The sequence below is a fragment of the Acinetobacter proteolyticus genome (assembly GCF_000367945.1).
GTDB lineage: Bacteria > Pseudomonadota > Gammaproteobacteria > Pseudomonadales > Moraxellaceae > Acinetobacter > Acinetobacter proteolyticus.
The window spans coordinates 330,638-357,507 of record NZ_KB849179.1 but is presented as its reverse complement, the minus strand read 5'-3'; the positions used below and the strand labels follow the sequence as shown (position 1 = coordinate 357,507).

The following is a 26,870-nucleotide window of genomic DNA, read 5'->3' as shown; positions in this document are numbered from 1 at the left end:
GGGGAATAGAATCAGTTCTTACTTTTCCTCTAAATCCTTTTGTGCTTCCTCATCATTTAAAATACGTGCTGCTTTTTTAGGACGAATTAATGGCGCTGTTGGACGCGGATGTGAATGTGTATATTGTAAGCCTACACCTGCATAGACATCATCCGCAGCAATTTCAGTTTCAAAACGCTCATCATCACGATCACGAATTTCATCAGTGATACGTTGTACTTCGTCTTCATCAACGCCTAATTCTTGCAAGATCACGCCGCCAAATTTGATCGCAGACTCGAAGGTTTCTCGAATCATATAATCCACTTGATGTTTCACTAAATAGAGCGAATGTTCACGATCATAAGAACGAACCAGTAGCTTAGCCAATGGAAATTCATGTGTGACCAATTCCACGATACGATTGGTGGTTTCTTTACTATCCACACAAACCACAATGGCTTGAGCAGTAGATGCACCCGAAGCATGCAGAATATCTAAACGGCAGCCATCGCCATAATAGATTTTAAAACCAAACTTTTCTGCGTTTTGAATCATGTCGATGTCATTGTCAATAATGGTGACATCTACTCCTCTTGCCAATAAGAGTTGACTGGTCACCTGACCAAAACGTCCAAAACCAATCATTAGCACGCTGCCACTCAAGCCTTCAGCAATACTCACGTTGTCTAAATTGATCTGATCTTTAGTTTCGGTAAAGCGTTTAAAAATGATACCCAGAATTGGGGTTAACACCATTGATAACACTACAATCGCGGTCAAGTTCGACTTAATTGAATTATCAATCACTTGGGCACTGACTGCAGCTGCAAACAGGACAAATGCGAACTCTCCACCCTGTGCCATCAACAATGCTCGATCTAAAGCTTCGGTATGTGAGCTTTTGGTGACGCGTGCAACGACATAAATCATCAAAGCCTTGGCAAACATCATAGCTAAAACACCACTGATGATGAGCTTCCAGTTCTGCGCAACGACGGATAAATCCAGTGACATCCCGACACCGAGGAAGAACAACCCCAGTAATAAACCACGGAAGGGTTCAATATCCGCTTCAATTTGATGTCTAAAGGTTGATTCAGACAGCAACACCCCTGCCAAGAAAGCACCCATCGCCATGGATAAACCGCTGACTTGCATCAACAATGCTGCACCTAAAACCACCAGAAGTGCTGCCGCCGTCATCACTTCTCGGGCTTTTGCCGCAGCAAGCAATCTGAATAACGGATTTAGCAACCAATACCCTGCTGCAATGAGACCTGCAATCGCAATCAGGCCAATTCCGATGCTTTCTAAACGGGTCGAAGTACTTTCCACCACATGGTTCGGCGCCATAAAAGCAACAATTGCCAGTAAAGGTACAATCAACAAATCTTCAAATAATAAAATGGCTACAATTTTTTGCCCTTGTGGCTGAGCGATATCACCGCGATCTCCCAACAGCTGCATCACAATAGCTGTAGAGGTCAGGACAAAACCCGCCGCACCGATAAAGGCAACTTGCCAAGTAAAACCAAACAATAAACCTACGCCAGTCAATGCCAAAGCACAGGCAACAATTTGCAAGGTGCCTAGTCCAAAGATTTCACGCCTTAAACTCCATAAATGTGAGGGCTGCATCTCCAGACCAATCACAAATAAGTACATCACAATCCCGAGTTCTGCAATGTGTAAGATCGAAGCCGAATCATGAAAAAATGCAAAACCAAATGGGCCAATAATCAGGCCTGCAATTAAATAACCAAGGACGGAACCCAAGCCAATACGTTTAAAAATTGGAACGGCAATTACAGCAGCGGCAAGCAAGACCACTGGCGCAATTAAACTGATTGAATGTGCTTCTGAACTCATACTGTTCTCATTGTTATCAAGCTGGCGTCATTTTATGTGAAACAATAGACATTTTATATATCATTATTGAGACAATGTATCCCAATGCCATGATATAGAAACAATTTCTAAAGGCTTAATTAAAGGTATTTTTATCCCAAAATGCCTGTCGAATTTGCGGCATGGCATTCAGATGATTGGTAATATGCTGTGCTTCTTCTGCATCAATTGAAGTGGCAATTAAAGTAACTTCAATCTCTACCTCTTTTTCACCAAAGGGTGTTACTTCAATATCTTTGGCAGGATAATTATGGTGTTGCAAGGTCAAATTCAATTCATCCATCACCACCTTACTCTGACTGCGGTCACAAATAATATAGATGACATGTAAAACCTCGGTATCGTCATCAATTGGACGACGATCAATAGCATGAACAATCGGTCTTAACAGCGTATTGGCTGCCAAGATAAAAGCCGTTGCCAGTATTGCTTCAATAATGAGATCTGAACCCGCAGAAGCCCCCACGGCGGCTGAGCACCAGAGGGTCGCGGCCGTGTTTAAACCATGAATATTACCTTCTTGACGCATAATCACACCCGCACCCAAGAAACCAATACCCGAAACCACATAGGCAATCACGCGGACTGCACCTTCTGCACCCGTTAAATTGGTCGCAATATCGACAAAAATTGCAGCACCGACAGCCACCAAAACATTGGTTCTGAGTCCTGCCGTGCGTTGTCGATACTGACGTTCAAAGCCAATTAATGCACCGAGAATAAAAGCAACGGACAGGCTGACCAAAGTGTCCGCAATATTCGATAAATCAATATTATGTAAAAATTTTAATTGCATCTTATACCTATATTCTTATCAATGATTTAATGATGGATCAACTGAATTTAAGTGCATTATGATGATGGCGTATAACTCAAGCCAAGTCCAAACCAATGTTGTTTTAAACAATGTAGACGATCGCCAAACGAGGCTTCTAAAGTGAGTACATTGGGAATCAAACTGTATTGCAATGCCGTCTGGAAGAATGGCGCTTGGCGATCTTGATTATACGTTTCAACTGTTACACCGACATGCTCGGTCAGCGTATAGGTTGAAGCAATTCCCCAACGAACGAGGCGCTCATCGGCCTGTTGATAACCGAGGTTGGTATCCAATGCTAAACGTTGATCTAAGAGTTGAAAACTGACAGGAACATTCAAAAACCAGTTTAAATCCCCATGATGAGCAACATCATCACGTGATAGCTGCAAACTACTGGCAACACCCCAATCATTCTCCATTGGCTTTAAAATGCTTTTCGCTTGAACCGAAAAACCATGAATCTGATCTTGATCTTTACTGGAGTGATAACCCAACGATACTTCTAAATTTTGATTGAGATTACAAGCAGGTACGACTTGATAAGACCAAGTTCCGTCTTTGTTATAGCTATAAGTGCTTTCTAGCTGACACTGCTGTGCTGCTGTAATAGAGACATCATCGGTGTTGATGAGTGGACCCGCCTTACTCTTTTGAATCAGCAAGAATCCACATAAAATAAATACGTTAACAATAGCAAGCCATTGAATGGAAGCATGAAAAAACATAGGCTTCTCCCCATTTTAGGTGAGAAACTAAACAGGATGCAGTCAATACAATAAATTTTGTGGATACAGCAAAATTTTATAGGAGGGTTTAGATAATTTTTAACAAAGCTATCTCATTGCAAGATAGCCGACCTAAATAGCTCACTTGCTCAGTATTCGCTTTGGCTTAATCCTTTATTAAACCCGAACCTCGAACAACTTCCCATTTAGGATCTCCGTGAATAAACTCAACGGCATTATAGGACATGCGAATTGATTCACAAGCCCTATCTTATGAATTTTTTATTACATGATAAAATTTCGCTCTAAATTAAAGCTCTCTTACCACTACAGTTTTTGCCATTTTGTCGTGCCAGCCCTGCTTTTTAGAATCAAAAGCCACCCAGATTAAACCAATAAAAAATACTAATGTTGCTGGGATATAACCAATGTAGCGAATGATAGCCTGCCCGACAGTCACATTTTCACCCGTTTTTTCATCCAGCACTTTTAATCGAAGCAAGCGTTTACCCGGTGTACCTGCAAATTTAATCCAGCAGAAAATATAAAAAACTGCGGCGAGAATTTGCCAAATCCAATCTGCCGTAGACATAAATTGGAATGATGAAAAACCATCAGAGGCAACTGTGGTGTTGCCTCCTCCAAAAATCATGGTTAATGGAATCATGGCAACGATTACAATGATTGAGTCAATAATCGCGGCACCGAAACGTATCCAGAAGCCCGCGTATGCGTATTGTTGAGACATATATTCCCCTCGCTTTTTTATTTCTATAAATGAATCTCAGTAAATAATACCCTGTTGTTCCAATGATTTATATTGTGTTTTGTTTTAATTCTCGCTCAAAGAAATCAAGCGTACGTTGCCACACCACTTGAGCTTCTGGCAAACCTCGACTCACACTACGGAAGCCATGTGGCATATTATAAGTATAAGCTTCAACCCGATCACCCAATTGCTGGATCAATTTATTACGTTTGGTTGCTGGACAAAATGGATCTACGGTAGACCAATGTCCTTGTAGAATACGAACTTCCTCCAGAGACTCTTTGTTTGGAACGCCAGCACCTTGAATCCCCAGAGAATGATGATAAACCACAGGTGCTAACATATCTTCGCGCTTGGCCATCTGAATCACATAGCCACCGGTTAAGCACTGCCCTAACATGCCTAAACGACCATTGGATCGAGGATCTGCCTTTAAGGCATCTAACAATACATGAATTTCTTGATTAACTTCACTATCCGCAGCATTGATGCGTCCCGCTTTGCTCACCATGGCACGAATACAATATTTGACTGCACCACCACTAAATAAATTAGGCACATAAACCAAATAACCACGATCAGCCAAGTCTTGGGCATCTTCACGGTAAACATCGAGAATGCCGAATAACTCATGCAGCAATAATATTGCTGGTGCTTTTTCCGAGCTTGATGCAGGTGCATACACTTCAACTTCAATTTGACGTGTCGGTAATGTGATTGTTTTTATTTCCATTGCAGTCATCCGTTAGATTCGAATGATTTCCATACTATTTCTGACAATACTAATTGTCAAATAGAAAAGGATGTCTGACGACATCCTTTTCTATTCATTCAATCAGTAAATTAAATACTGAGTAAACTGTTCAATGTTTCAGCTACATTTTTCGATTTTACTTTCGGTTGTAATGCCTTAAGCGCTTGTTGCACCTGACTACGTTGTGGTTCAGCCAAGGTGTACCAGCGTGACAGGACTTGTAATAAACGCGAACCTAAAATTGGGTTTTTCTCATCTAGATAAGCAGCAAGCTCAATGAAATGATCAACACCAAAGCTCCACGTATTCACTGGATTTGCTGCCAAACCACCACTTACGGCACGGATACGGTTCGGCGTTCCCAAATCATAATCCGCATGTTTGGTCAGATACTCAATCGTTTCCGCTGTCGCACATGGATTAGAAGCTTGGATGCTAAACCACTGATCTAATGACAAGGCTTCCTCTTTAAAACGGTTATAAAAATCTGCAAGTGCTGCCTGCGCTTGCGGTGCATCATTCCAGACTAAAACACGTAATGCGCCTAAACGCTCAGACATGTTGCCTGTTTGTTGGTATTGTGCATAAGCTAAATCAAACACAGACTCATCGCCTTGGCGCGCCAACATATTCAGAGTGATATTCTTTAATGAACGTACCCCCATCGCCAAAGAAAACTCTTTTTGCTGGTCTGGATCTAAGGCCAAATAAGTCTCTTTCCAAAATGAACCTAAATCACGTGCTAAACGATCCAGCACCGCTTCCCGTTTTTCACGAATCAGTTCAGGCTCATAGTCTTGATCAACACGACTGCCTAAATAGTTTTCACTTGGTACATCAAATAAACGTGATGCCAATAACGGATCTTTATTTACTAAGTCAGGCAAGGTATTTTTAATTGCCTGAATATAGGTATCCACCTTATGGTCTTCTAAAAGAATACGTTCCAATAAGGTTTGTGTCGCTTGCCATTGGTTAAAGCCATTGGTCTCATGCTGAATCAAGAAGGCAAGATCATCATTGGAATAATCAAAGACTAAATTCACAGGGGCAGAAAAATTACGTAATAACGAGGCAACAGGTTGCTCAGTCACCCCTGTAAATTCAATTGTTGCTTCATCTTGATCAAATAAGTACACGCCATCTTTGACCTCATTCACAAACAGATCAGTGCTGTGTAAGGTATATTGTTCACCTGTATTGGCATTAAATAATGCCAGCGCCACAGGAATTGGGACTGCTTTGAGGTTTGGATATTTTGGATGTGCTTTCAAGCTTTGTTTGAAGCTTAAACGATAAGTCTGTGCAGCAGCATCATATTCACCTTGAGCTTCTAACTTCGGTGTCCCCGGTTGGTTATACCATGTGAGGAAGTTAGATAGATCCACACCCGAACCTGCACTCAATGCCGCAACCCAATCTTCAACCGTAACTGCTTGCCCATCATGACGCAGGAAATATTCATCTGTGCCTTTACGGTATTTTTCTTTCCCCAATAACGTTGCCATCATGCGGTTGATTTCAGCACCCTTCTCATACACCGTCGCGGTATAGAAGTTGTTGATTTCGACAAAATGGTCTGGACGTGGTGGATGTGATAAAGGACCAGCATCTTCAGGGAATTGATGCGATTTTAATACCGCCACATCATCAATTCGTTGTACGGCTGCCGATTGTAAATCTTCGGAGAACGACTGATCACGGAAAACCGTTAAGCCTTCTTTTAAACACAATTGGAACCAGTCACGACAGGTAATTCGGTTACCTGTCCAGTTATGGAAATATTCATGAGCAATGACTGACTGAACTCGCATAATCGCAGCATCCGTGGTGTATTCCTCATCGGCAAGCACACATGAGGTATTAAAGATATTTAAACCTTTATTCTCCATTGCACCCATGTTGAATTGACTGACGGCGACAATCATGTAGTTATCGAGATCGTAAGGACGACCATAGTGTTCTTCGTCCCAACGCATAGAATGCTTTAATGCTTCCATGGCGATATGACATTTCGGAATATCTTTCTCGATTGCATAAATTTCTAGCGCAACATCTCGGCCTTCAGAAGTCGTATAACGATCTTTCAATACCGCCAAATCACCAATCACACAGGCAAATAAATAGCTTGGCTTTTTGGTTGGGTCTTGCCAAATTGCAAAATGACGACCTTCCCCAGCCTCACCCGTTTCCAATAAGTTCCCATTTGCAAGCAATACCGGATACTTCTTGTCAGCTTCTACCCGTGTGGTAAATTCAGCCAATACATCTGGACGGTCAGGATAGAAGGTAATTTTACGGAAACCCTCTGGTTCATTTTGAGTGACAAATAAATCCCCCGCCTTGTATAAACCTTCAAGCTGCGTGTTCGATTCGGGATGAATGATCACTTGGGTTTGTAGAATGACCTGATCTGGTGCATCAGTGATCAGCAATTGCTCACTGTCTAAGTCATATTGCTCGGCACTCAGCGTCTGACCATTGAGTTGAATCGATTTCAGTTCCAGATCACGGCCTAACAGAACCAATGCACCTGCTGTCTGACGTTTCATCACCAATGTTGAATCTACAAGCGTATGATCATCATAAACTTGGATATCGAGATTGATGGATTCAACCAAGAAAGATGGCTTTTGATAGTCTTTTAAATAAATCGTTTGATCTGCTTGTACAGGAGGCTGCGCCGCTATATTCATCAGTATTCCTTATCTTTCATCATGTCGGATGGTCTTGTAGGCAAGACTCTTAATCAGTCGATCATACGCCAACTTATAAAAGCTGTCTTTAGAGCCACATCGCAATATTAAGAATTTTATTGGGTTTAGATTTCAGGTTTTCAAATTTATTGAGCAAATCACATGCCGTTTAGACAAAATTACAACACAGTTTGCCATTCTTAAATAAATGCTACATAACCAAATGGGTTATATCGCTCAACTTACATTTTTTTCCGGTGTTTTACATTTTGTGCACGGTTATTGCTTAACCTAATATGCCAATGTAGTTCATACAATAAAACATGCGAGGGTTACGACGATGGAATTAAAAGCACACCTATATCGTTTAGAAAATATCAAGGCGATCCATGATCTGGCTAAAGCCGGTGTGGATCATCATGTGATCTCAGTTTTTTTAACAGCAGAAGGAATTGAACTGACAACTTTAGAAGTGACCAATATCGTGAACACCTATGACGCACTTGGTAAAGAAAAGCTACCAAGTAAAAAAGTACAAGCGCTTATTGCAGCTAAAAAAATCGGTCAGGAGGACGAAAACTTACCATGCCCTGTTTAACCAACCACTTTAACCCAAAAAACCTCGAAGCCAATTCGAGGTTTTTTATAAATATCCGATTATGGCGTTGCGTTATCGGTACGTAACCAAACGACAGTGCGACCCAGTGCAGAAACGCCCATATAACCACGCATACGTAAACGTTTTCCTTCTCCTGTTACCACACCTTTACCTTTATAGATACGACCAGACGTCGGTTCTAATACTCGACCATCAATATATGAATCAGGTTTGTTTGGATCTTCTTTAAAGCCCGATAAAATTTCTAAGCCTAAAATCGGTTTATTGGTATTTGGGGCTGCACATTTTGTGCAATTGGTAAGGGCAATACCATGTGAGTTTGGATAACGATAAACAATCTTCCCATGATAACGGCCGTCATTTCCTTTACGGATTTCTACGATAGAAAGTTGTTCACCTGTACGTTCTTCAATGCTTTTCCAGTAGCCTTCAATAGAAGCCGCAAAAGTCGTTGCACTTGCACAAGCAAGAGTAAGCCCCATGATTCCGTTCATGAGTATACGATTTAGCATATTAACCCCGTCTAAAAAAGTAACCTATTCATCTTTATAGGTTTAATGCACGGAAATTATCACACTTTTACCCAAGTTACACTGTACGCTAGCGTTCATTTGTATAAGAAATAACTGATCTAACCGCTCAATCTAACACCAATGCATATATTCTTTAGTACAAATAAAAAAGCCCAAACGGTTCGTTTAGGCTTTCTAAAAAACGGTTTATAACCTTAAGGATTAGCGCTATCGGTACGAATCCAGACTTGAGTACGTCCGAGTGCCGAAATTCCCATATAACCACGCATACGTAAACGCTTTCCATCGGCACTGAGCTGTGCTTTACCTTTATAAATATTACCTGTCTTTGGCTCAAGTACCCGACCATCAATATATTGATTTGGATTCTTCGGATCTTCTTTCAATCCCCATGCAATTTGTAGTCCTTGAATCGGTTTATTTTTAAAAGGTTCTGGACATTTTACACAATTGGTGAGTACCGTCCCACCACCTGGAACTGGATAACGATAAACAATGGTTCCCGTATAGGTATTATCAGGTTTTTTCTTAATTTCTACGATTGACAGTTGCTCGCCTGTACGATCATCAATACTTTTCCAAAACCCTTCAGGTGTAGAAGCAAAACTGAGTGACGTGATTACAGTCAAAGAAATGCCCATGACTCCTTTCATGAGTGTGTGTTTTTGCATAATAAGCTCCGTAATGCAAAATCGATCCATCTATGACTTCATTTTTATGCGAATGTTCAGAAACAGTCAACCTTACTAAAGGATATTTAATTACTTAAAATCAAAAGAAATCTTAAGCAATTCACACAATTAAAAATAAATGATTAGGGATTGGCACTGTCCGTACGAATCCATACCACAGTACGGCCCAAAGCAGAAATTCCAACATAGCCTCGCATATGCAAACGCTTACCATCGGCGGTTAAACGGGCTTTGCCCTTATATACCTTGCCTGTTTTGCTTTCAACAATACGCCCATTGATAAAATTATTTGGCTTGAGGGGATCTTCAATCAATCCCGTTAATACATCCAATCCCATTCGCGGCTTACCTGTATACGGTGCTGGGCAGTTGGTACAATGGGTCACTACAACACCTTGTGCATTGGGGTAGATATAAACAATTTTGCCGCGATAGGTATTGTCTGGCGCTTTTCTAATTTCAATAATCGTGAGCTGTTCCCCAGTACGATCATCAATACTGCGCCAATAACCTTCGATTGAGCTTGCATAGGTTAAAATACAACTGAAACAAGCTATTAGGCCAATGATACATTGCATCCATATCCGATTATTCATGTTTTCCCCTTTACTTTTGCTTTGTTCAATTAAGATGAAGTTATGATTCTAATTGGCGCAAGAATTTACCATAGTTTAAAAAACTACAAAGCTATAGGCTTATCTTTTATATACAATTCAGTAGATTAGATCTCATTTTAATCATAATTTTTATCTCTCTCTAAACTTTGCATCACTCCTTGGATTGAGCATGTATAATCCTCTATTTAATGGTTATAGGTTTAATATCAATGGATTTACAGATTCTACAAAAACAGTTAGATGAAAGTAGCCATTGCCCTCTGTGCCACGCATCCATGTTCTGGGTCGAGGCTGAACAATACAGCCAAGAATTTCAATTTCACGAATGTAGCCATTGCCAGCACCGCGTTTTTAGAAGTGACAGCAAACTAAATTGTCATTGTGCTCAGTGTACGGCACAACGGAAAAAGCAGACCCAGCAGACCATTTTACAAGAACAACGTAAATATAAAGTCAAAGATGAAGTGATTTACAGCCTGAATCAACTCAGCTTTTTACATAAATTATTCTTGCTTAGCTTGTTGGACAGCTATGCACGGGAAGATGTACAGCATGATGAGCTGATTCATTGGCAGAATATTAAATATCGAGAATTTACACCTAACTATTTATTTCAGAACCACTTAGTTCAAGAGTTATTGAAATTAGGGGTGTTTAAATCGCAAGATGCAGGTTTGGAAACAGAACACTATTATCTTAATGTCCGACTGGATGGTTATTCAGATCCAAGCTTATTTAGTGTGGCGCAACAATTACGCCACTGGTTCTATGAAAATCTGAGCCAAGGGATTCCCTTTAAAAGCACAGATGAAGTCAAAGACACACTCTACCTCGTGCTCTATCAGGAAATTGTGCAGTTCATGCAGTTCTATTGTCGAACTTGGGGTATTCAGATTGCTGGTAATCGACCATTCCAAGCTTTTTGCTACCGTTTAATGGAAGGTCTGGCTGTCGGGCAGATTTTCTATTTGATCCAAACCGCTTTAGAATATCTGCATAAACAAAACGTGTTACAACCCAGAAATGATAAATTTATCAACACCAATTTGCTCAAAAAGACTTTAGAACAGTATCGTGAGCGTGCTTTGACCGAGCGCTGGGAAACCACGACTTTACCAAGACCTTATACCATTCCATTTAGTAAAATGAGTGAAGTTTTGCTGTTTAAGTTTTTGGGTTATGACGAGAGTATTTTTATTCAGCCTGTCTGGAAATCTTGGCGAAAAATCGAACCTCGTTTAAATTTCTATTCGGTTAAACGTTGCATGTATTGCGGTTCAAATGACTTAATCGTGGATTATGATGCGACAGATTATGTGTCGCTCATTTGTCGTCAATGTAAGCATCAAGATCATTATTTCACTCGTTAATAAAAACTTTATTCAGGATATGTCATGTCACAAAAACAACAACTCATTGATCAGGTCATCGACGCTTGGCGTGCCTTACAACAACAAACACCTTTAGTGCAATGTATGACCAATAGCGTTGCCAATAATTATGTGGCGAATATCTTACTTGCAGCAGGTGCCTCACCTGCCATGATTGATAATCCATTTGAAGCCGAAGATTTCACCAAAATTAGTGCTGCCTTAAGCATCAATATTGGAACCCCAACCACCGAACAAACTCAAGCCATGTTGATTTCGGCTCAAACTGCGCATCAGCATCAAGTGCCGTGGGTGCTTGACCCAGTTGGTTATGGAGTAGTGTTAAAGTGGCGCAGTGAAACGGTCGATCAACTGTTAAGGTTCCAGCCGAGTATCATTCGTGGTAATGCCTCTGAGATCAGTACTTTAGCAGGCAGCCAGATCCAGTCTAAAGGCGTAGATAGTACTTTAAATAGTCATGAGGTTTATGCACAGGCAAAAAGCCTATTGCAACATACTGAATGTATTGCAATTTCAGGTGAATCAGACTTTATCATCTCGAAACAACTCGATGCTGTAATTCAAGTCAATGGTGGCTGTTATTTACAACCTAAAATTACCGCAACAGGTTGTGCCCTAGGTGCCTTAACCGCAGCCTATCATGCAGTCAGTAGTCCAAGCATTGCTGCACTCGCCTCACATATTCATTTTGCCATTGCAGGTAAATTGGCCTATGACCATGCACAAACGGTGGGCAGTTTTAATGTGGCTTTTTTGGATTATGTGCATATGTTGGATGACAATTTAATCCAGCAATATGTTGATATTGAAATCATTTAAGTCGTTTATCAATAAAAGACTTTCCTACTTGAGTGTAATACCTTGCTTAGCGATGCTAAAAACGCAACCTTCAGTTGCGTTTTATCGATTCAATTTTTAACTGAACCCATTAACTGGCGCCCTAACAATGGTCTGAATTGAGCTTGTTTCACTGAGCAGCATTACCGATCTATTCAAAGCTGTTGCGATCAATCTGATATTGTTTAAAGTACAACGAACGTTCGGCCTCACTCAAACTTTCATCGTATTTAATAATGAAGTAAATATCTTTCTTGGTTAAAGGTATAGATTTTAATAGGTCTGCCAATTCTGTAACTCTAATTGCTGCGACTTCACTGGGCTGCTTGAGAATATCCGCATCTTGTTCAATAAACTTAAAATCAACGCCTTGTAAATTGAAATACACCATAACTCTTCTATTCAATGCGTCACTATCATCATATAACACGGTGCCTGCAGGTAAAATGGTGTAATCTGAATAATTATCAAAACTTGATGCGATGCTTAAAGGTCTTTCCAAAACATGAATTTTAGGTGTCTTAAGGTATTCCCATAAATACAAAATGAAGAGAAATTGAATCAACGCCAAAAGAATTAAAAAAGTAATCGCTATATTTTTTTTCATAAATCATCTTCATGCTAAGGTGAGAACATCAACATCTCACCTTGAAAAATAAAGTATTCAATCATGACTTACATTGATCAAGATAGTGCTTTGACCTGCTCTAAAAAGTGTGCTTGTACGACATCTTAGCTTGAGAACAACCCCATATAAAAAACATTACAATCCAAATTAAGACTTCGATTTCTCATGTTTTCTCAAATCACAATGCATCTTCTTGCTATACTTTAAACTGTGAACCCCATTCATAACAGGCATTAAAAGTAATTTTACTCACTGTTCATGGATTTATTTTTGATCAACCGCTTAGGCCATCGCTTTCTCATAATGTTGTGGATTAAGCCGAATCATCAATACGATAACTATCACCACCATACATAAATGCCAGATCCATCCTGCAGCATACGTTCCTGTCATATCATGCAATACCGCAACCCACCAAGGTGCAATTGCAGCCAATAGGAATCCGCCACCTTGCATCAAGGCTGAAAGCTGTCCTGCATGTGTAGGACCAGGTAAATGGTCGAGCACCACGATCATCAACAAAGCAAAGCATCCGCCTAAACCCGCTCCTACAGTGATTGCCCAGAGGTAAGGCAAAGCATCTGCAAAAAAAGCCAAGCCTGAAAAGCCAATCAGTTGCAAGATTAAAGTGAATCCCACCCAGATTCGACGATCTCGCTGCTTTCGGGATAAATACGGTAATAACAATGCGGCCCCTGCTTGACTTAATGTCAACACAGCCATCAGATTGCCACTGGCCGTTGCCGTCCAACCGTGTGCTTGAAAAGCAGGTGCAAGCCAAGCCACAATCGAGCTATAGCCGCCATTGATTAAACCAAAACAGCAGATCAGCAACCATGTTCTTGGCTTATTGATCAGCCGCATCACCGAAGGCATTTTTTTGTGCTGCTGTACTGTCTGAGTCAAAACATACGTTGCAAAGATCAACGCCAGTAATGCAGGCAACACAAAAACAGCCAGCCCGATTTTCCAGTCACCACTGCTATTTGTCAGCACAGGTGCAAGCAATGCTCCAAGCGCTCCCCCCCCCATTAATGTAGCTGAATAAAGCCCCATCATCGGACTCAGATGTTCATGGAACTCTCTTTTAATCAGACTTGGGAACGCTGCTTGAATCATAGCAACGCCAAAGCCAATCACGGCAGCGGTAAAGATTAAAGCCCAACCATGTACAGTAAAAAAGCGTAAACTACAGCCCACGCAGATCATCAGCAATGCGCCAAGAATCGTACGACGCTCACCAAAGAGGTTTTGCAGAACTGGGCCAACGAAGGCAATGAGTCCCATCAGTAACATTGGCACAAGGGTTAAAAGTGCAATAACTTGCAGGCTCAAACCTGTAGTAGCACGAATCTGATTGGCAACAGGCCCAACACTGGTCATAAATGGCCGAAGATTCAATCCAACCAAAGCAACGGTGATGATCAACAATGATCGATGCTTGATTGCGCTCATGGTTTTAACCGTATATCAATCATGAGATAGACGTCCAATAGCCGTACAAATCGGGCTTGGCTTCAATTCTTACAGGAATATATCGAATCATCATAGACTGCTCAGCAAAGGGTTTTGCCAAATCCGCATAAATTTCCGCTGTCGATAAGCCATATGCCTCGGCATCATCATTTGAATGTGCGTAAGTCACACGGTTAATCCCTGCCATACGCATGGCTGCCATACACATGGGACAAGGCTGCCCGCTAGCAAATACAGCACAGCCTTGTAAATTAGCTGTCCCTAATTGTTGGCTGGCGGCACGTATTGCCAAGAGTTCTGCATGCGCGGTTGGATCATTGCTTTTCAGTATTTCATTCACACCTGAGGCAATCACTTGACCATCTTTCACCAAGACTGCACCAAATGGCCGTCCACCTTGCTCGCAATTTTGGTACGCCAGTTCAATCGCCTGACGCAGAAAATCATGATCCTGCTGCATTTTAATGCTCCAATAACGTTGTTTTTGCGCCTGCACGCAATAAAGCTTTTTCGATAGCGGTATAACCACGTGCATGGGCATGCTCGAGTGCTGTAATCCCATCTGCATCAGGAATGTTGACATTGGCTCCCGCTGCAATGAGTAAATCGACAATCTGTTGATAAGGTTGAGTACCATTACCTAAAATGATCGCTTCCAATAAAGCCGTCCAGCCTAAGTTATTGATGTGATCGACATCCACACCCGCCTCAATCAATGTCCGTACGGTATCCACATGTCCACGTTCAGCCGCAGGAATCAAGGCTGTGCCACCATAGCGGTTGGTACTTTTCAAATCCGCACCGTGCGTTAAGGTCAGCTTTAATATTTTTAAATAGCCACGTGCGCCTGCATAAAGATAAGGACTGTCCTGAATCTGATCTTTGGCATTGACATCGGCTCCAGCATCGATCAAGACCTGTGCAGCATCGACATTATTGGCACGTGTTGCAATCATTAAAGCAGTTGAGCCTGATGCATCACGTGTATCAATCTGAATGGGTTGAGCGAGCAACTGCTGGATTTGCACGACATTATTGCGTGCAGCCGCAGTATGTAAGGCGTCGTCTGGCATCGCATCTCCTGAAGTTGCGCGGCTACATGCGGTCAAAGCCAGCGCACATACAGCCGACAGAAATGATTTGTGCATAAAGCCCTCCATGAATCAGCCCAAAAATCAAAAATAAGATCTATGCTTAGGATAATCAGCTTTATTACTATTTAAAAATTAAATTATTTAATCCAATGTATTAAGATTATGAATAAAAAATTCAAAGCTCCATTTTCAACACTGGTCTTCCGAGTAATTCGATATGTTTGATCCCCGCTTGCTCCGCGCCTTTGTCAATATCTTTGAAGCTGGTAGCTTTACCTTAGCTGCCGAGCGCTTGCATATGACTCAATCCACGGTCAGCCAACAACTCGCTAGATTGGAAGAATCTGTGGGTAAACAATTGATTGATCGAAATGTACGCCCCTTACAATTGACAAGCTCAGGTGAATATTTGATTAGCTATGCACGACGAATTTTAGCCCTGCAACAAGAAGCCCAGATGATTTTGGGTGATCCATCAGGCACGATTCCCATTCGAATTGGTTTGCCTGAGGATATTATGAATAGCGATATGGCTTTGGCTTTAAGTGCCTTTAGCAAACAACATCGTACGGTTCGACTGGATGTGACCGCGGGGTTAAGCCGTGATCTGATGGAACGTTACCGCAATGGGCAACTTGATATTGTGATTGTCAAAGAAACAGCGGCAAGTTCAGATCATCATGCCAGCTTCCCCGAGGAAATGGCCTGGTTTGAAAGTATCGATCATGGTGGAGAATGGTCTGATCCCCTGCCATTGGTGACGTTTCCACAAGGTGGACTCTATCGAGATGAGATGTTTGAAGCGATTGAACGTAACCGCCAGCATGGCTATATCGCCTTTACCAGTAACAGCTTGGCCAGTGTATTGGTCGGGGTTGAAACAGGTCTCGGTTTATCACTTTTGCCTGTCGCCACCACCACAGGTCATCGGGTACGGGAATATCTACCCTTGGGTAAAGCACAAGCCATGACCGTTTCCATCTATGCTTGGGATAAAGAAGGACTGGTCGCCAATCTATTGCAGCAGATGACCACGGTGCTGCAACATCGTTTTGAACAAAGCAAAGCCGAATGATTAAACAGAAATATCCGCTTTTATCCTCGAATCAACTGTCTTTAAGTGCCAAGTCATATGCTGCATGTGCCAAAAATATATGGCATGGCACAAGAAGTTAAATTCCATGCTCTACTGTCAAGACTGTACCCATAACGCTAATTACTATCGATTGAAATCAACCTCTTTGATAAGTAGCTCAGCATGGCAAAACAGACAGAAAAACGATACAGCCAGTATTGTCGTAATAATCTGATTTTTAATGTGATTGATTCCGGTCCAATCGATGGAAAGCCAGTTATTCTTTTGCATGGTTTTCCTGAAACTGCACACAGTTGGCAAGCCACCAGCGCTATTCTCAATCAGCAGAACTTTCGAACCTTTGCCATTGAACAACGTGGCTACAGCTTAGCAGCCTCTCCCAAAGGTCGTTTTCAGTACGCAATTGCGGAACTGGTTGCAGATGTAAAAAGCTTGATTGATCTGCTTGGACAACCCGTCTATGTAATTGGTCATGATTGGGGCTCCATTGTGGCCTGTGAGTTGGCCCAGCAATACCCCAATCTAGTCAAGCATCTCACTTTGGTCTCGGTTCCACATACAGGTGCATTCCTGAAATCCATGCTCAGCAGTACGCAAATTTTTACCTCGTACTATATTGGTTTTTTCCAACTGCCCTTTATTCCTGAACTACTTTTTAAAAAAGCCAAATCACTCAGCCACATATTGCTAAAAAACTCAGGCATGAATGCTGAACAAATCAAGGACTTCCAACAACATTTCATTCAAGAAAACCGTATCGGCACTGCCATTAACTGGTATCGCAGTATGCCGTTGGCCCCGATTCGCTCAACCTTTAAAAAAGTAAAAGTACCCACCCTGTTTATCTGGGGAGATAAGGATATTGCGATCGGCAAGAAAAGTGCCCAGCTCAACAAGCAGTTTTTTACTGGCTCATATCAAGAGATTTATCTGGATGCCACACATTGGATTCCTGCCCAGAATGCCGAGCAATTGAGCCAGTATTTTATCAATGCCGTGAATGGAGGAGAAGCAAATGCATCCTAAACAACGACTGGAAAATCATTCTCTTGAGCAACGCCGTGTTCAATTTGATTTTAGCCATACGCCTGAACACTGGATATATGACAACCCATTTGCAACCCATTTAATTAATGCCGTGCATTTGATTTTACCTGTGGGTGAACTCTGGATGTGCCGATCTTTTAATGAAGCACTGCCCTATGTCACGGACGAAAAGCTACGTGCCGATGTAAAAGGTTTTGTCCATCAAGAAGCGCACCATGCCTCCGCTCATAAAGTCGCGCAAGACTATTTAAGACATTATGGCTATGAGATTGATGACTTTATTACTAGCTTAGATACGATATCAAAGCAACTGAATACAGCCCCTTTAGGCTTGGCATTACCACAAAATCTGGCTTATCGTTGGTTAACCATTCGCGTGGGTATCGCCGCTGCAGTTGAACATTTCACCACCATGTTGGGTACATGGTGTCTCGATGACCAACCGTGGCAAAATAAAACTGCTGATGAAATGATGTCTGATCTAATGACTTGGCATTTGGCAGAAGAAGTTGAGCATCGAAGTGTAGCTTTTGATTTGTATATGCACTTATGCGGTGAAGAAAATAAAACCTTTGCCTACTTACAACGCCAAATGATCATGCTGGCGGTTGCGCCAGGATTTACGTTTGCCATCTATCAATGCTTTAAGAAACTAGCCCAACAAGATGCTCAAGCTAAACGCTATCAGAACTATGGCCTGCTTCGTTCTTTAGCCCAAACCGCAATTGAAAATGCCCGCAGCAAACAAGTACCCAGTTTTTTCGCGATGATTTCTAGCTTAAGACATTGGGTTAAACCCAACTATCATCCATTTTATGAAGGCGATACGTTTAAAGCATTGCAGGTGATCGATAACTCCCCCGCGGTTAAAGCCTTAACCCAACTTCGGGTTTGCTAAGCCACTCAATTATTCTTTCCTCTTTTAGGCACATGATGTGCCTTTTTTTATTTTTAATTAAAAGTAGACATAAAAAAGCCTTATGGATATAAGGCTTTTAAGGTTTTAACGATGGAAGCTATAACTATAGCTATCGAATTCTGCCATATCATTTTTCATATATTGCATGGTCCATGGATAATTCGCCACATTCACTTGCTGAGCATCCAAATAATAACTTGCACATCCGCCTTGGTTAAACACCGAGGCATTCAACTTATTTTGCAACTTTTGATTATATTGAGTATCGGCAAAAGCAGAGATTTCAAAACTGCTTAAATGATTATCCAATACAAAACGTATGGCTTTCACTGCATAATCAATCTGGTTTTCAACAGCACTGATTAAGGAGTTATAGCTAATACTATTGGGGCCGAGCAACATAAAGGCATTGGGTAGGTCTTTCACCACACAGCCTTTATAGGCTTGTACCGTATTGATTTGCCAGACATCATCCAGCAATACACCCGTTTTGGTCATAATCCGTTTGGCAATGGGCGGTTTTGCCACCTCGAAACCAGTACTCCAAACAATAATGTCCAAAGGAATTTCTTGACCATCCACCAAAATACCTTTTGCCGTGACTTCCTTCACGCCTTGATCAATCAGTTCCACATTTTTGGCTGCCAAGGCAGGATAATAACTATTTGAAAATAAAATTCGCTTACAGCCCAAAGTAAATTTTGGTCGGACTTTTTCTCGTAATATTGGATCTTGAATCTGGTAATGCATCCAGTGAATCAAGCCCTTACCTAAAGCCTCCAAGGTTTTTGGTTGATTGACACTGGAACTAAACATATCCATCGACACACTGGTCAATTTGCGTAGAGAGCGCATGGTAAAGGGCACTTTTTGCTGAACATTTTTAGATGCATCATGCAGCACCAGATTCGGTTTCGGAATCACCCATGGCGCGGTGCGTTGAAATACATATAGCTGATCAACAATCGGTTGAATCGCAGGAATAATCTGTATCGCCGAGGCGCCTGTTCCAATCACGGCGACGCGTTTATGGCTTAAATCAACCGCGTGATTCCATTGTGCAGAATGGAAGACCTCACCTTTAAAACGATTTAAACCTTTCACAGTCGGCATTGTCGGTTCACTCAACGGACCCACCGCAAAAAATACAAAGCGTGCCTGATAGATGCCTTGATTGGTCTCAATTTGCCAACACTGTTGCTCATGCGACCATGAGGCTTGCTGCAATTCGGTATTAAACAGAATATGCTGGTCCATCTTAAAGCGGTTAGTGACGTCCTGAATATATTGCTGGATCTCTTTTTGTTTCGCGAAAATATGACTCCAGTTTGGATTCGGTGCGAATGAATAGGAATAAATCGAAGATGGTACATCACACTCACAACCCGGATAGGTATTTTCCCGCCAGACCCCACCCACTTCATTTGATTTTTCGACAATAATAAAGTTATTGATATTTTGCTGTTTCAGCTTAATTCCAGCAGCAATTCCAGAAAAACCGGCCCCGATTATCACCACATCAAACTGATGATTATTTACAACCACATCCTGCTTTAAATCTGACATTTTCCACTCCCAAATATAAAAATCTTGTCAGTTCAACCCATTCATAAATCAACAAATTTATGAACAGCGCTATCTGTGGAAAATAGTTTGATTGTGCAATAAAGACTTGACCGTCAATGCCAGATTAAAATAATCAAAGTCAAATGAATAAAGCATCATAACAAATAAGATTTAATTGATGATTCATTCAACAGTTTGGGTACTTCATACCGCTATTCTGTCCTTTGAAGATAAATAGGCTTGGATTTGAATCCGCTAAGATAAATACCGCAATCAGTGAAAATAACTGAGCTGATTGATCGGGATAGAGTTAAAGGATTTGACTTCGAAACGAGCAGAACAATTATGACTGAAATTCCAAGTATTCCATCGGTTCTGTTAGAACTCATTGCAAAGTACCTACAACAAAACAATATTTCAAATTTTCAGTTCAATGAGCTGAGCAAACAGTATGCACATCAGCCCCGAATGCCACTGCACAAATGGTGGAATTTACTCGAACACATTTACCAACAACATCCCACCCCAGTGCTGGGACATTTTATTGGTCAGTTGGCCGAACCACATCATATTCATATTTTAGGCTACTTGGCACTTTCTAGTCCGAATCTAATTGGCTTTCTGAATTGTTTCAGAAACTTCCAGCCGCTGTTGCAGAACTCAGCCTCATTCTCCATTGTGCAAAAGGAAGATCGCTTTTGTATGTGCTGGACGCCCGTGGTGCATAAAAACTCGCAACTCTCCAATGAGGTTCTTCTTTCTGGCGTGTTGAGTACCATCCGTAAGATCTTGCAACAACCTGAGATTTGTCCCTTAAAAATCGAATTTTCTGCCACTGCACCTGTTGATATCACCCCCTATGCCGCGGTATATGGCTGTCCCGTCAGTTTCGATTCAGATGTATTAAGACTATGGTTGCCGCTTGAAATTCTGCATCTGCCCATTCCAAGTCGAGACCCGCATTTAAAAAAACTGTTAGACCAGCAAGCAGAAGCCCTGCTTAAGAGTATTCCCAATCCAGATACCTTCTTGAAAGACTTGCAGTTGCTGATTGTGAATATGCTTAAAATCGGCGAGCCTTCGGCAGAGAATATTGCCAAACAGATGAACCTGTCGCTAAGAAGCTTTTATCGTAAACTCAGTGGCTATAATTTACAGTACAGTGATCTGGTCAAAAGCATTCGCTTAGAACTGGCAAAAAGCTATCTGGTCAAATCAGAGCTGTCGCTCACTGAAATTGCACTACTACTTGGTTATGCCGAACAAAGTGCCTTTAGCCGCGCCTTTAAACAATGGGAGAATATCTCTCCGTCTGAATATCGAAAAAGCCATCTCAGCTAAAAAAACTCAAAAGCACAAAGAGTGAATCATGGGTATGACTCACTCTAACAACTTGTTAATCGAAAGGTTTAGAAACTAAAGCCAATATTGAGATTGATTCGATAAAGCCATTGGTCGCTATAAGGTGAAACCGTTGAAGTAAAACCTGTGGCATTGGAAGCGCCACCAATAATATTGGCATTTTTACCCCAAGTATAATCTGCCCACACCATAAACGGTGACGCGATAAACATCATCCCTGTGGTATTCATCTGTGAGGCTGACCAATCCGTACGTTTCTTGTCCATATAACTATAGTCATTATAGAAACGGATGGCTTTGAGTTTGCCCATATCCTGTACAGGTAAGGTATAAGCCAAATTTAAACTGGCAACTGTGGCTTCTGAAGCAATGAAATACGCAGGGGTAAAGCCATTATTGCCCATCAATGTGACATCATTACTGACCCCTTCTGGGTTTTTGGCATCATATTGATAATGAATCACAGAGCTTTGTAAATTAAAGCGTTTGTAATTATTATCGGTATGCAGACCGACTGCATAATACTGACCATTTTTATCAGTGGTCTTGTTATGCAATTGCGCAATAGCTCCCGATACACCAAATTCTTGCTTGCCAAAATCAGTTTCTAATTTACGTACGATGCGCGTATTCAATTGATGGCGCTTTTCATTTTGATAGGCTTTTTGGGTGGGAAAGGCATTCTCGGCCAAATCATCATAGGTCGCACTTTCTGGTGAATAACGCAGGCTGGTATCCAGCATTTGCGGATAATAGCCTAATTTGATATCCCAATCCTTGTTGTTAAAATTCCAGTTCAACCCAGGTGCAATGTTATTGCCATAGCCCAAGAAAAACGGAATATGATAAGTCCAGCCATTTTGCGGATAAGGATAAATTGCAAAAGGTTTATACACCAGCCCTGCTTCAATACTATTATTTTGATCAAGGTTATAGCCGACATAAGCTTTCTCAATCGAGCGTTTCTCTTGATCCTGAAACAGATAACTGGCATTAAAATAAGCGTCGTCAAATTTGCCTTTTAGATCTACCCTGAAAATATCAAAATACAGCTTACCAAAACCGCCATTGGATCCTTCCCAATTTTCATAACGTTGGTTGAGTCGCACCACGCCACCCAATTTTACCGAATCCGTTCCATCTTCACTTTTCCATTCTAGTGCTGAGCTTTGTGCAAAAACATGGGATGTGGTACCCAAATAAAATGCAGCAAATAGCATGGCTATAGAGGTCTTTTTCATCTCTTAATTCCTTGGTTTTTGTTCCAACGATCCTGTTGGCTAGCTTTTTGTTTTACCTATAAAACATAGTTTTTATCGTTTTATGGACAAAAAAATTTGCCCATAAAACAGTCTTCACATCAGCACGGACTGCCAATGCTCAACGGGATTAATACAATTTTTTCTGTGGTGGACCAGCAAAGTTCAATGGCCCAATTGAATGCATGTCGAGTTCAATCACACTTGGCCCTTGGAAAGCAATGGCTTCCTGAATCACAGTTTTGAATTCCTCTGCACTGCCTACTTTCCAGCTTTTCACGCCCATGGCTTCGCCTAGAACTTTATAGTCTGGGGTATGCAATTCATTGAAATACTGGCGACCACCGAAGTAATTCTTTTGGATGCCACGCATCACGCCATAGCCACCGTCATTCATGATCATCAGCACCATATTGGTATTTTCTTGCGCCATGGTTGCGATTTCACCAATGCCTAGCATCAAACCACCATCACCGACCAAGCCAATGACTTTCTTGTCGGGATTGGCAATCGACGCGCCAATTGCCGTTGCTAGACCCAAACCAATCGCACCTGCTAAAGAGTGAATATTTTGATTCGGTTCCTGTACTGGGAATAAACGGCTGCCCCAGGTACTGCCTGACATAGTAATATCGCGTACAAAAATACCGTCTTGCGGCAATGCGGCACGTAAATGATCACAGATTAAAGCGTACTGATCCAACTGGGTACGTAATGCCTCAATCGCCGCCTGTTTCGCTTTCACCACCGCTGCATCATATTCCATATCAACTTTGGATACGCCTTGCAAGCCCGTCAATACACGTTGCAGTACATCTTTGGCATCGCCACAGATGAAGTTACGCACTTTGTAATTACGCTGTTGTGCCACAGGATTGGCATCAATCTGGATAATATTGTCAGGGAATTGCACGGAATAGGTTTTGGTTTCATTACTGCGTAAGCGTGAACCGACCACCACCAATAAATCAGCCTCTTTGAGCAACTGCTCAACCCCTGCCGAGTTATGGAAAGCACCTAGGCTACGCGGATGATCATCGGCCAATACACCACGCGCATGGGTCGATGACACCACAGGAATCCCAAGATCGGCAATCGCCTTGACTTCTGCAACACTGTTCAGCGTTCCACCACCAATCCAGAACACGGGACGTTTGGCTTTCTTCAGTTCATCGACAATCAGGTCAACTTCCACCTGTTCAGCTTGTGGCAATTCCAGTGCTTTTACTGGCCCCAAGTTCAGCGGCAAATCGATTTCTGCTGCCTGTACATCAATCGGCAACTCAACACTGACTGGTCCCATTGGTACGGTAGTGGCTACACGAATCGCTTCACGAATCACACCCACCGCATTGTCAGGACTGGTGATACGGAAAGCAGCTTTGCTTGATGCACGTAAGAAAGTCAGCTGATCTTTGGTTTCATGAATAAAGCTGGCATCACGATCCAAATATTCACGCTCCACTTGCCCAGTTAAGTGTAAAACAGGACTGCCTGCATTCATTGCTTCAATCAGTGAACCGACTGCATTACCTGCACCAGCACCCGTACTGGTTAATGCCACACCGAGTCCTTTAAAACGAGAGTGGCCATCTGCCATGGTGACCGCACCTGCTTCACCGCGTGCCGCCACAAAACGGATTTTTTCACGGCGACCGACGGCATCAGCAATCGGTAAGTTATGGATCGAGATCACTCCATACATACTGTCAACTTGGTGTGCTTCTAAAACACGGGCGATGGCTTCGCCGACATTTACACGTTCTGTCATTGGTATATTCCTCAAAAACTGTTCATTCCATGAATGTATTAATTCGCCCAAGGATTTGGCTGCTCGCTTAATCCCATATAGATGCTTTTTTGTTGCATATAAGACAAAATGCCTAAACGACCTTTTTCACGACCAATGCCACTTTCTTTAAAGCCACCAAATGGCGCTGAAATCGAGAATTTCTTATAGGTATTAATCCAGACTGTACCGACTTCTAAAGCACGGGCAATTTGCCATGCCTTACGATAGTTTTCAGTCCAGATGCCTGCGGCAAGACCAAAACAACTGTCATTGGCTTGTGCAAGCAAGTCTTGTTCATCGTCATATTTCATCACCACCAGTACAGGGCCAAAAATCTCTTCCTGACAGGTTTGCGCTGAATTGCTTAAACCAGTGATAATGGTTGGTAAGTAATAGCTCCCTTTGGCAAATTCACCTTCGGTTAAGGCATGACCACCCACAAGAACTTGTCCACCTTCTTGTTTCGCGAGCTGTACATAGTCATCAACAGAAGCCAAATGTTTCGGATTAATCAAAGAGCCGAGATGTACACCTGCGGTTTCAGGATGCCCAACGCGCAAGCCTTTGGTGATTTCAACCAAACGACTGAGAAATTGATCATAAATACTGCTGTGTACAAACAGACGCGAACCGGCAATACAGGCTTGTCCAGCCGAACTGAAAATACCGTAAGCCACACCTTTGGCTGCCAATTCAATATCTGCATCTGGCAACACAATCGTTGGTGATTTTCCACCAAGTTCCAAAGAGGTGGTGATCAGTTTATCTGCAGCAAGATGTGCCAGATGACGACCCGTAGTGGTTCCACCGGTAAATGAAATTTTACGTACCAAAGGATGCTTCACAATCGCATCACCAATCACCGAACCGCGTCCGACCAGTACACTGAGCAAACCTTTTGGCAGGCCTGCTTCTTCAAAGATTTTGGCGAGTTCCAATGCAATCAAAGAAGTCACTTCTGCTGGTTTTAGAATCACGGCATTGCCGCCCGCAAGTGTCGGTGCCAATTTTTGCACTTCACTGGCAATCGGTGAGTTCCACGGGGTAATTGCAGCGACTACACCTACGGGCTCATACACGCTCATGGTCATAAAATCTGCGGCACGTTGCGTGGTCAGCTCATCATTTAAGGTTTCACAGGCTGCGGCCACATAACGCGCTGTTGCCGCAGCACTCATGGTCAAGGCACGGGTTTCAGCCAAGGGCTTGCCATTATCACGGGTTTGTAGCTTTGAAAGTTCATCCACACGCGCTTCAATAATGTCGGCCACTTTATATAAAATACGGGCACGTTCATGCGGCATGCTGTTGCGCCATTCCGCCTTACGCCAAGCCGCATCTGCCTTTTCAATGGCTTCATTGACATCATCCAGACTCGCCGTTGAAATTTCAGCATTCACCGATTGATCTGCTGGAAATAAACTTTGAATCGTAGCGCCTTTACCTAATCGCCATTCACCTGCGATATAAATTTCCTTTACCATGATCAAATCCTTTTAAATCTGAATTGCTTCAACGCTATTGCGACAAGCGCGAATCACACTTAATGCAGCCAAGGTTGAGGTTTTGGGATTACTTGCCAATGGCACCCCCACCAGTTCAATGGTCATTTCACCAAATACACCTTCTGCTACAATGGTGTGCTTGTTTTTGTTAATGCTCGGATCAACCGTCAGCTCAACCATAGTGTCATCCATGCCCAGCCCAGCCAGTGCAATCGTGGCGGCTACATTGGCATTGGCTGGAAATTTCAAAGCTGCTTCTCTGGCTGTACCACGGAAAAAAACCGTTGCTTCACTGACCTGATCGAGATCAACCAATTGCTCTGCATAGCTACCACGCCAGCTTTTTGGACTCTTACAGCCCTTATAGGTGACCTTTTCCAGACCACCTTCTTTAGCTGCAGAGATCCCATCAATCCCGGCAATTGCGCCTGCCAATAAATGCAGATGCGCATCGTTTTGTTCTGCCGTGGTTTTCAGCTGAATTAAAAATTCGTTATCGGCCAAAGTGCCCACAGAGATCAGGCCAATGGTCCAGCCTTTTTCCAGCACTTTTTGCGCATGTTCTTTCACCGCTGCCTGACCAGCCACTTCAATTACATAGTCCGGTGTCCCCTGACATTGTTCGATTGAACTAATCACTTGCACATCAGCCGCAACCTGCGCCCGTACTTTTTCGACACTACGTGCAGGGACCACAATCCATTTAAGTTGCAGGTCTTGGGGCATATGCGCATACACTTCTGCTGCCATCGCTCCAAAACCAATCATCATCAACTGTTTCAT

At 42.3% G+C, this 26,870-nt stretch carries 25 protein-coding genes; 7 read left to right on the top strand and 18 right to left on the bottom strand.

The features are described 5' to 3' along the window. Window positions 1-18: 18 nt before the first annotated feature. From F993_RS15105 to pepN, 6 genes are all read right to left on the bottom strand, one after another. Complete coding sequence (locus tag F993_RS15105; RefSeq protein ID WP_004652960.1) at window positions 19-1,851, bottom strand: monovalent cation:proton antiporter-2 (CPA2) family protein; 1,833 nt, start codon at window positions 1,849-1,851, stop codon at window positions 19-21. A gap of 115 nt (window positions 1,852-1,966) precedes the next feature. Next, window positions 1,967-2,686, bottom strand: a complete 720-nt coding sequence (locus F993_RS15110; protein WP_004652959.1) for an MgtC/SapB family protein — start codon at window positions 2,684-2,686, stop codon at window positions 1,967-1,969. 56 nt (window positions 2,687-2,742) lie between these two features. Then, window positions 2,743-3,435, bottom strand: coding sequence for a hypothetical protein (locus F993_RS15115; protein WP_004652958.1), 693 nt, complete (start codon window positions 3,433-3,435; stop codon window positions 2,743-2,745). A gap of 310 nt (window positions 3,436-3,745) precedes the next feature. After that, window positions 3,746-4,183 (bottom strand): RDD family protein, encoded by a 438-nt coding sequence (locus F993_RS15120; RefSeq protein WP_004652957.1) that lies wholly within the window; start codon window positions 4,181-4,183, stop codon window positions 3,746-3,748. A 67-nt stretch (window positions 4,184-4,250) separates the two neighbouring features. Continuing rightward, window positions 4,251-4,937, bottom strand: a complete 687-nt coding sequence (locus F993_RS15125) for a dienelactone hydrolase family protein (RefSeq protein WP_004652956.1) — start codon at window positions 4,935-4,937, stop codon at window positions 4,251-4,253. 110 nt (window positions 4,938-5,047) lie between these two features. After that, window positions 5,048-7,654, bottom strand: a complete 2,607-nt coding sequence (gene pepN / locus F993_RS15130; protein WP_004652955.1) for an aminopeptidase N — start codon at window positions 7,652-7,654, stop codon at window positions 5,048-5,050. A gap of 340 nt (window positions 7,655-7,994) precedes the next feature. Here pepN and F993_RS15135 point away from each other — a divergent pair, with 340 nt between their 5' ends. Next, entirely contained in the window at window positions 7,995-8,252 is a 258-nt protein-coding gene (locus F993_RS15135) for a hypothetical protein (protein ID WP_004652954.1), read from the top strand. A gap of 59 nt (window positions 8,253-8,311) precedes the next feature. Here the strand turns inward: F993_RS15135 and F993_RS15140 are convergent, their stop codons facing one another. The 3 genes from F993_RS15140 to F993_RS15150 form a co-directional block, all read right to left on the bottom strand. Next, window positions 8,312-8,785, bottom strand: a complete 474-nt coding sequence (locus F993_RS15140) for a DUF2147 domain-containing protein (RefSeq protein WP_004652953.1) — start codon at window positions 8,783-8,785, stop codon at window positions 8,312-8,314. 215 nt (window positions 8,786-9,000) lie between these two features. Then, window positions 9,001-9,477: a DUF2147 domain-containing protein gene (locus tag F993_RS15145; protein WP_004652952.1), complete on the bottom strand. Its 477-nt coding sequence runs from the start codon at window positions 9,475-9,477 to the stop codon at window positions 9,001-9,003. A gap of 143 nt (window positions 9,478-9,620) precedes the next feature. After that, window positions 9,621-10,094 carry a DUF2147 domain-containing protein gene (locus F993_RS15150; RefSeq protein ID WP_004652951.1) on the bottom strand — a complete coding sequence of 158 codons (474 nt, stop codon included), beginning with the start codon at window positions 10,092-10,094 and terminating at the stop codon, window positions 9,621-9,623. A gap of 230 nt (window positions 10,095-10,324) precedes the next feature. On the opposite strand from F993_RS15150, the gene F993_RS15155 reads away from it, so the two are divergent. After that, on the top strand, window positions 10,325-11,485 hold the full coding sequence (locus F993_RS15155; RefSeq protein WP_004652950.1) for a hypothetical protein: 1,161 nt from the start codon (window positions 10,325-10,327) through the stop codon (window positions 11,483-11,485). 24 nt (window positions 11,486-11,509) lie between these two features. Beyond that, window positions 11,510-12,325 (top strand): hydroxyethylthiazole kinase, encoded by an 816-nt coding sequence (thiM, locus tag F993_RS15160; RefSeq protein ID WP_004652949.1) that lies wholly within the window; start codon window positions 11,510-11,512, stop codon window positions 12,323-12,325. Between the two features lie 169 nt (window positions 12,326-12,494). Here the strand turns inward: thiM and F993_RS15165 are convergent, their stop codons facing one another. The 4 genes from F993_RS15165 to F993_RS15180 all read right to left on the bottom strand — a co-directional run bounded on the left by F993_RS15165 (window position 12,495) and on the right by F993_RS15180 (window position 15,595). After that, on the bottom strand, window positions 12,495-12,950 hold the full coding sequence (locus F993_RS15165) for a hypothetical protein (protein ID WP_004652948.1): 456 nt from the start codon (window positions 12,948-12,950) through the stop codon (window positions 12,495-12,497). 303 nt (window positions 12,951-13,253) lie between these two features. Continuing rightward, complete coding sequence (locus F993_RS15170) at window positions 13,254-14,426, bottom strand: cyanate transporter (protein ID WP_004652947.1); 1,173 nt, start codon at window positions 14,424-14,426, stop codon at window positions 13,254-13,256. A gap of 19 nt (window positions 14,427-14,445) precedes the next feature. Then, a complete protein-coding gene (locus F993_RS15175) occupies window positions 14,446-14,907 on the bottom strand; it encodes a nucleoside deaminase (RefSeq protein WP_004652946.1) in 462 nt (153 codons plus the stop codon). A gap of 1 nt (window position 14,908) precedes the next feature. After that, window positions 14,909-15,595, bottom strand: coding sequence for an ankyrin repeat domain-containing protein (locus F993_RS15180; RefSeq protein WP_004652944.1), 687 nt, complete (start codon window positions 15,593-15,595; stop codon window positions 14,909-14,911). Window positions 15,596-15,758: 163 nt separating this feature from the next. Here F993_RS15180 and F993_RS15185 point away from each other — a divergent pair, with 163 nt between their 5' ends. From F993_RS15185 to F993_RS15195, 3 genes are all read left to right on the top strand, one after another. Further along, entirely contained in the window at window positions 15,759-16,616 is an 858-nt protein-coding gene (locus tag F993_RS15185) for a LysR family transcriptional regulator (protein WP_004652943.1), read from the top strand. Between the two features lie 183 nt (window positions 16,617-16,799). Beyond that, window positions 16,800-17,663 (top strand): alpha/beta fold hydrolase, encoded by an 864-nt coding sequence (locus tag F993_RS15190; protein ID WP_004652942.1) that lies wholly within the window; start codon window positions 16,800-16,802, stop codon window positions 17,661-17,663. Then, a complete protein-coding gene (locus tag F993_RS15195) occupies window positions 17,653-18,582 on the top strand; it encodes a metal-dependent hydrolase (protein WP_004652941.1) in 930 nt (309 codons plus the stop codon). The genes F993_RS15190 and F993_RS15195 overlap by 11 nt, the downstream gene beginning before the upstream one ends. Window positions 18,583-18,687: 105 nt before the next feature. Here the strand turns inward: F993_RS15195 and F993_RS15200 are convergent, their stop codons facing one another. Continuing rightward, window positions 18,688-20,169, bottom strand: a complete 1,482-nt coding sequence (locus F993_RS15200; RefSeq protein WP_004652940.1) for a flavin-containing monooxygenase — start codon at window positions 20,167-20,169, stop codon at window positions 18,688-18,690. Between the two features lie 345 nt (window positions 20,170-20,514). Here F993_RS15200 and F993_RS15205 point away from each other — a divergent pair, with 345 nt between their 5' ends. Further along, a complete protein-coding gene (locus F993_RS15205) occupies window positions 20,515-21,510 on the top strand; it encodes an AraC family transcriptional regulator (protein WP_004652939.1) in 996 nt (331 codons plus the stop codon). A 68-nt stretch (window positions 21,511-21,578) separates the two neighbouring features. Here the strand turns inward: F993_RS15205 and F993_RS15210 are convergent, their stop codons facing one another. From F993_RS15210 to F993_RS15225, 4 genes are all read right to left on the bottom strand, one after another. Next, window positions 21,579-22,772, bottom strand: coding sequence for a hypothetical protein (locus F993_RS15210; protein WP_004652938.1), 1,194 nt, complete (start codon window positions 22,770-22,772; stop codon window positions 21,579-21,581). A 148-nt stretch (window positions 22,773-22,920) separates the two neighbouring features. Further along, window positions 22,921-24,561 carry a thiamine pyrophosphate-binding protein gene (locus F993_RS15215; RefSeq protein WP_004652936.1) on the bottom strand — a complete coding sequence of 547 codons (1,641 nt, stop codon included), beginning with the start codon at window positions 24,559-24,561 and terminating at the stop codon, window positions 22,921-22,923. A 38-nt stretch (window positions 24,562-24,599) separates the two neighbouring features. Next, a complete protein-coding gene (locus tag F993_RS15220; RefSeq protein WP_004652935.1) occupies window positions 24,600-26,066 on the bottom strand; it encodes an aldehyde dehydrogenase in 1,467 nt (488 codons plus the stop codon). 12 nt (window positions 26,067-26,078) lie between these two features. Beyond that, on the bottom strand, window positions 26,079-26,870 hold the full coding sequence (locus F993_RS15225; RefSeq protein WP_004652934.1) for an aspartate dehydrogenase: 792 nt from the start codon (window positions 26,868-26,870) through the stop codon (window positions 26,079-26,081).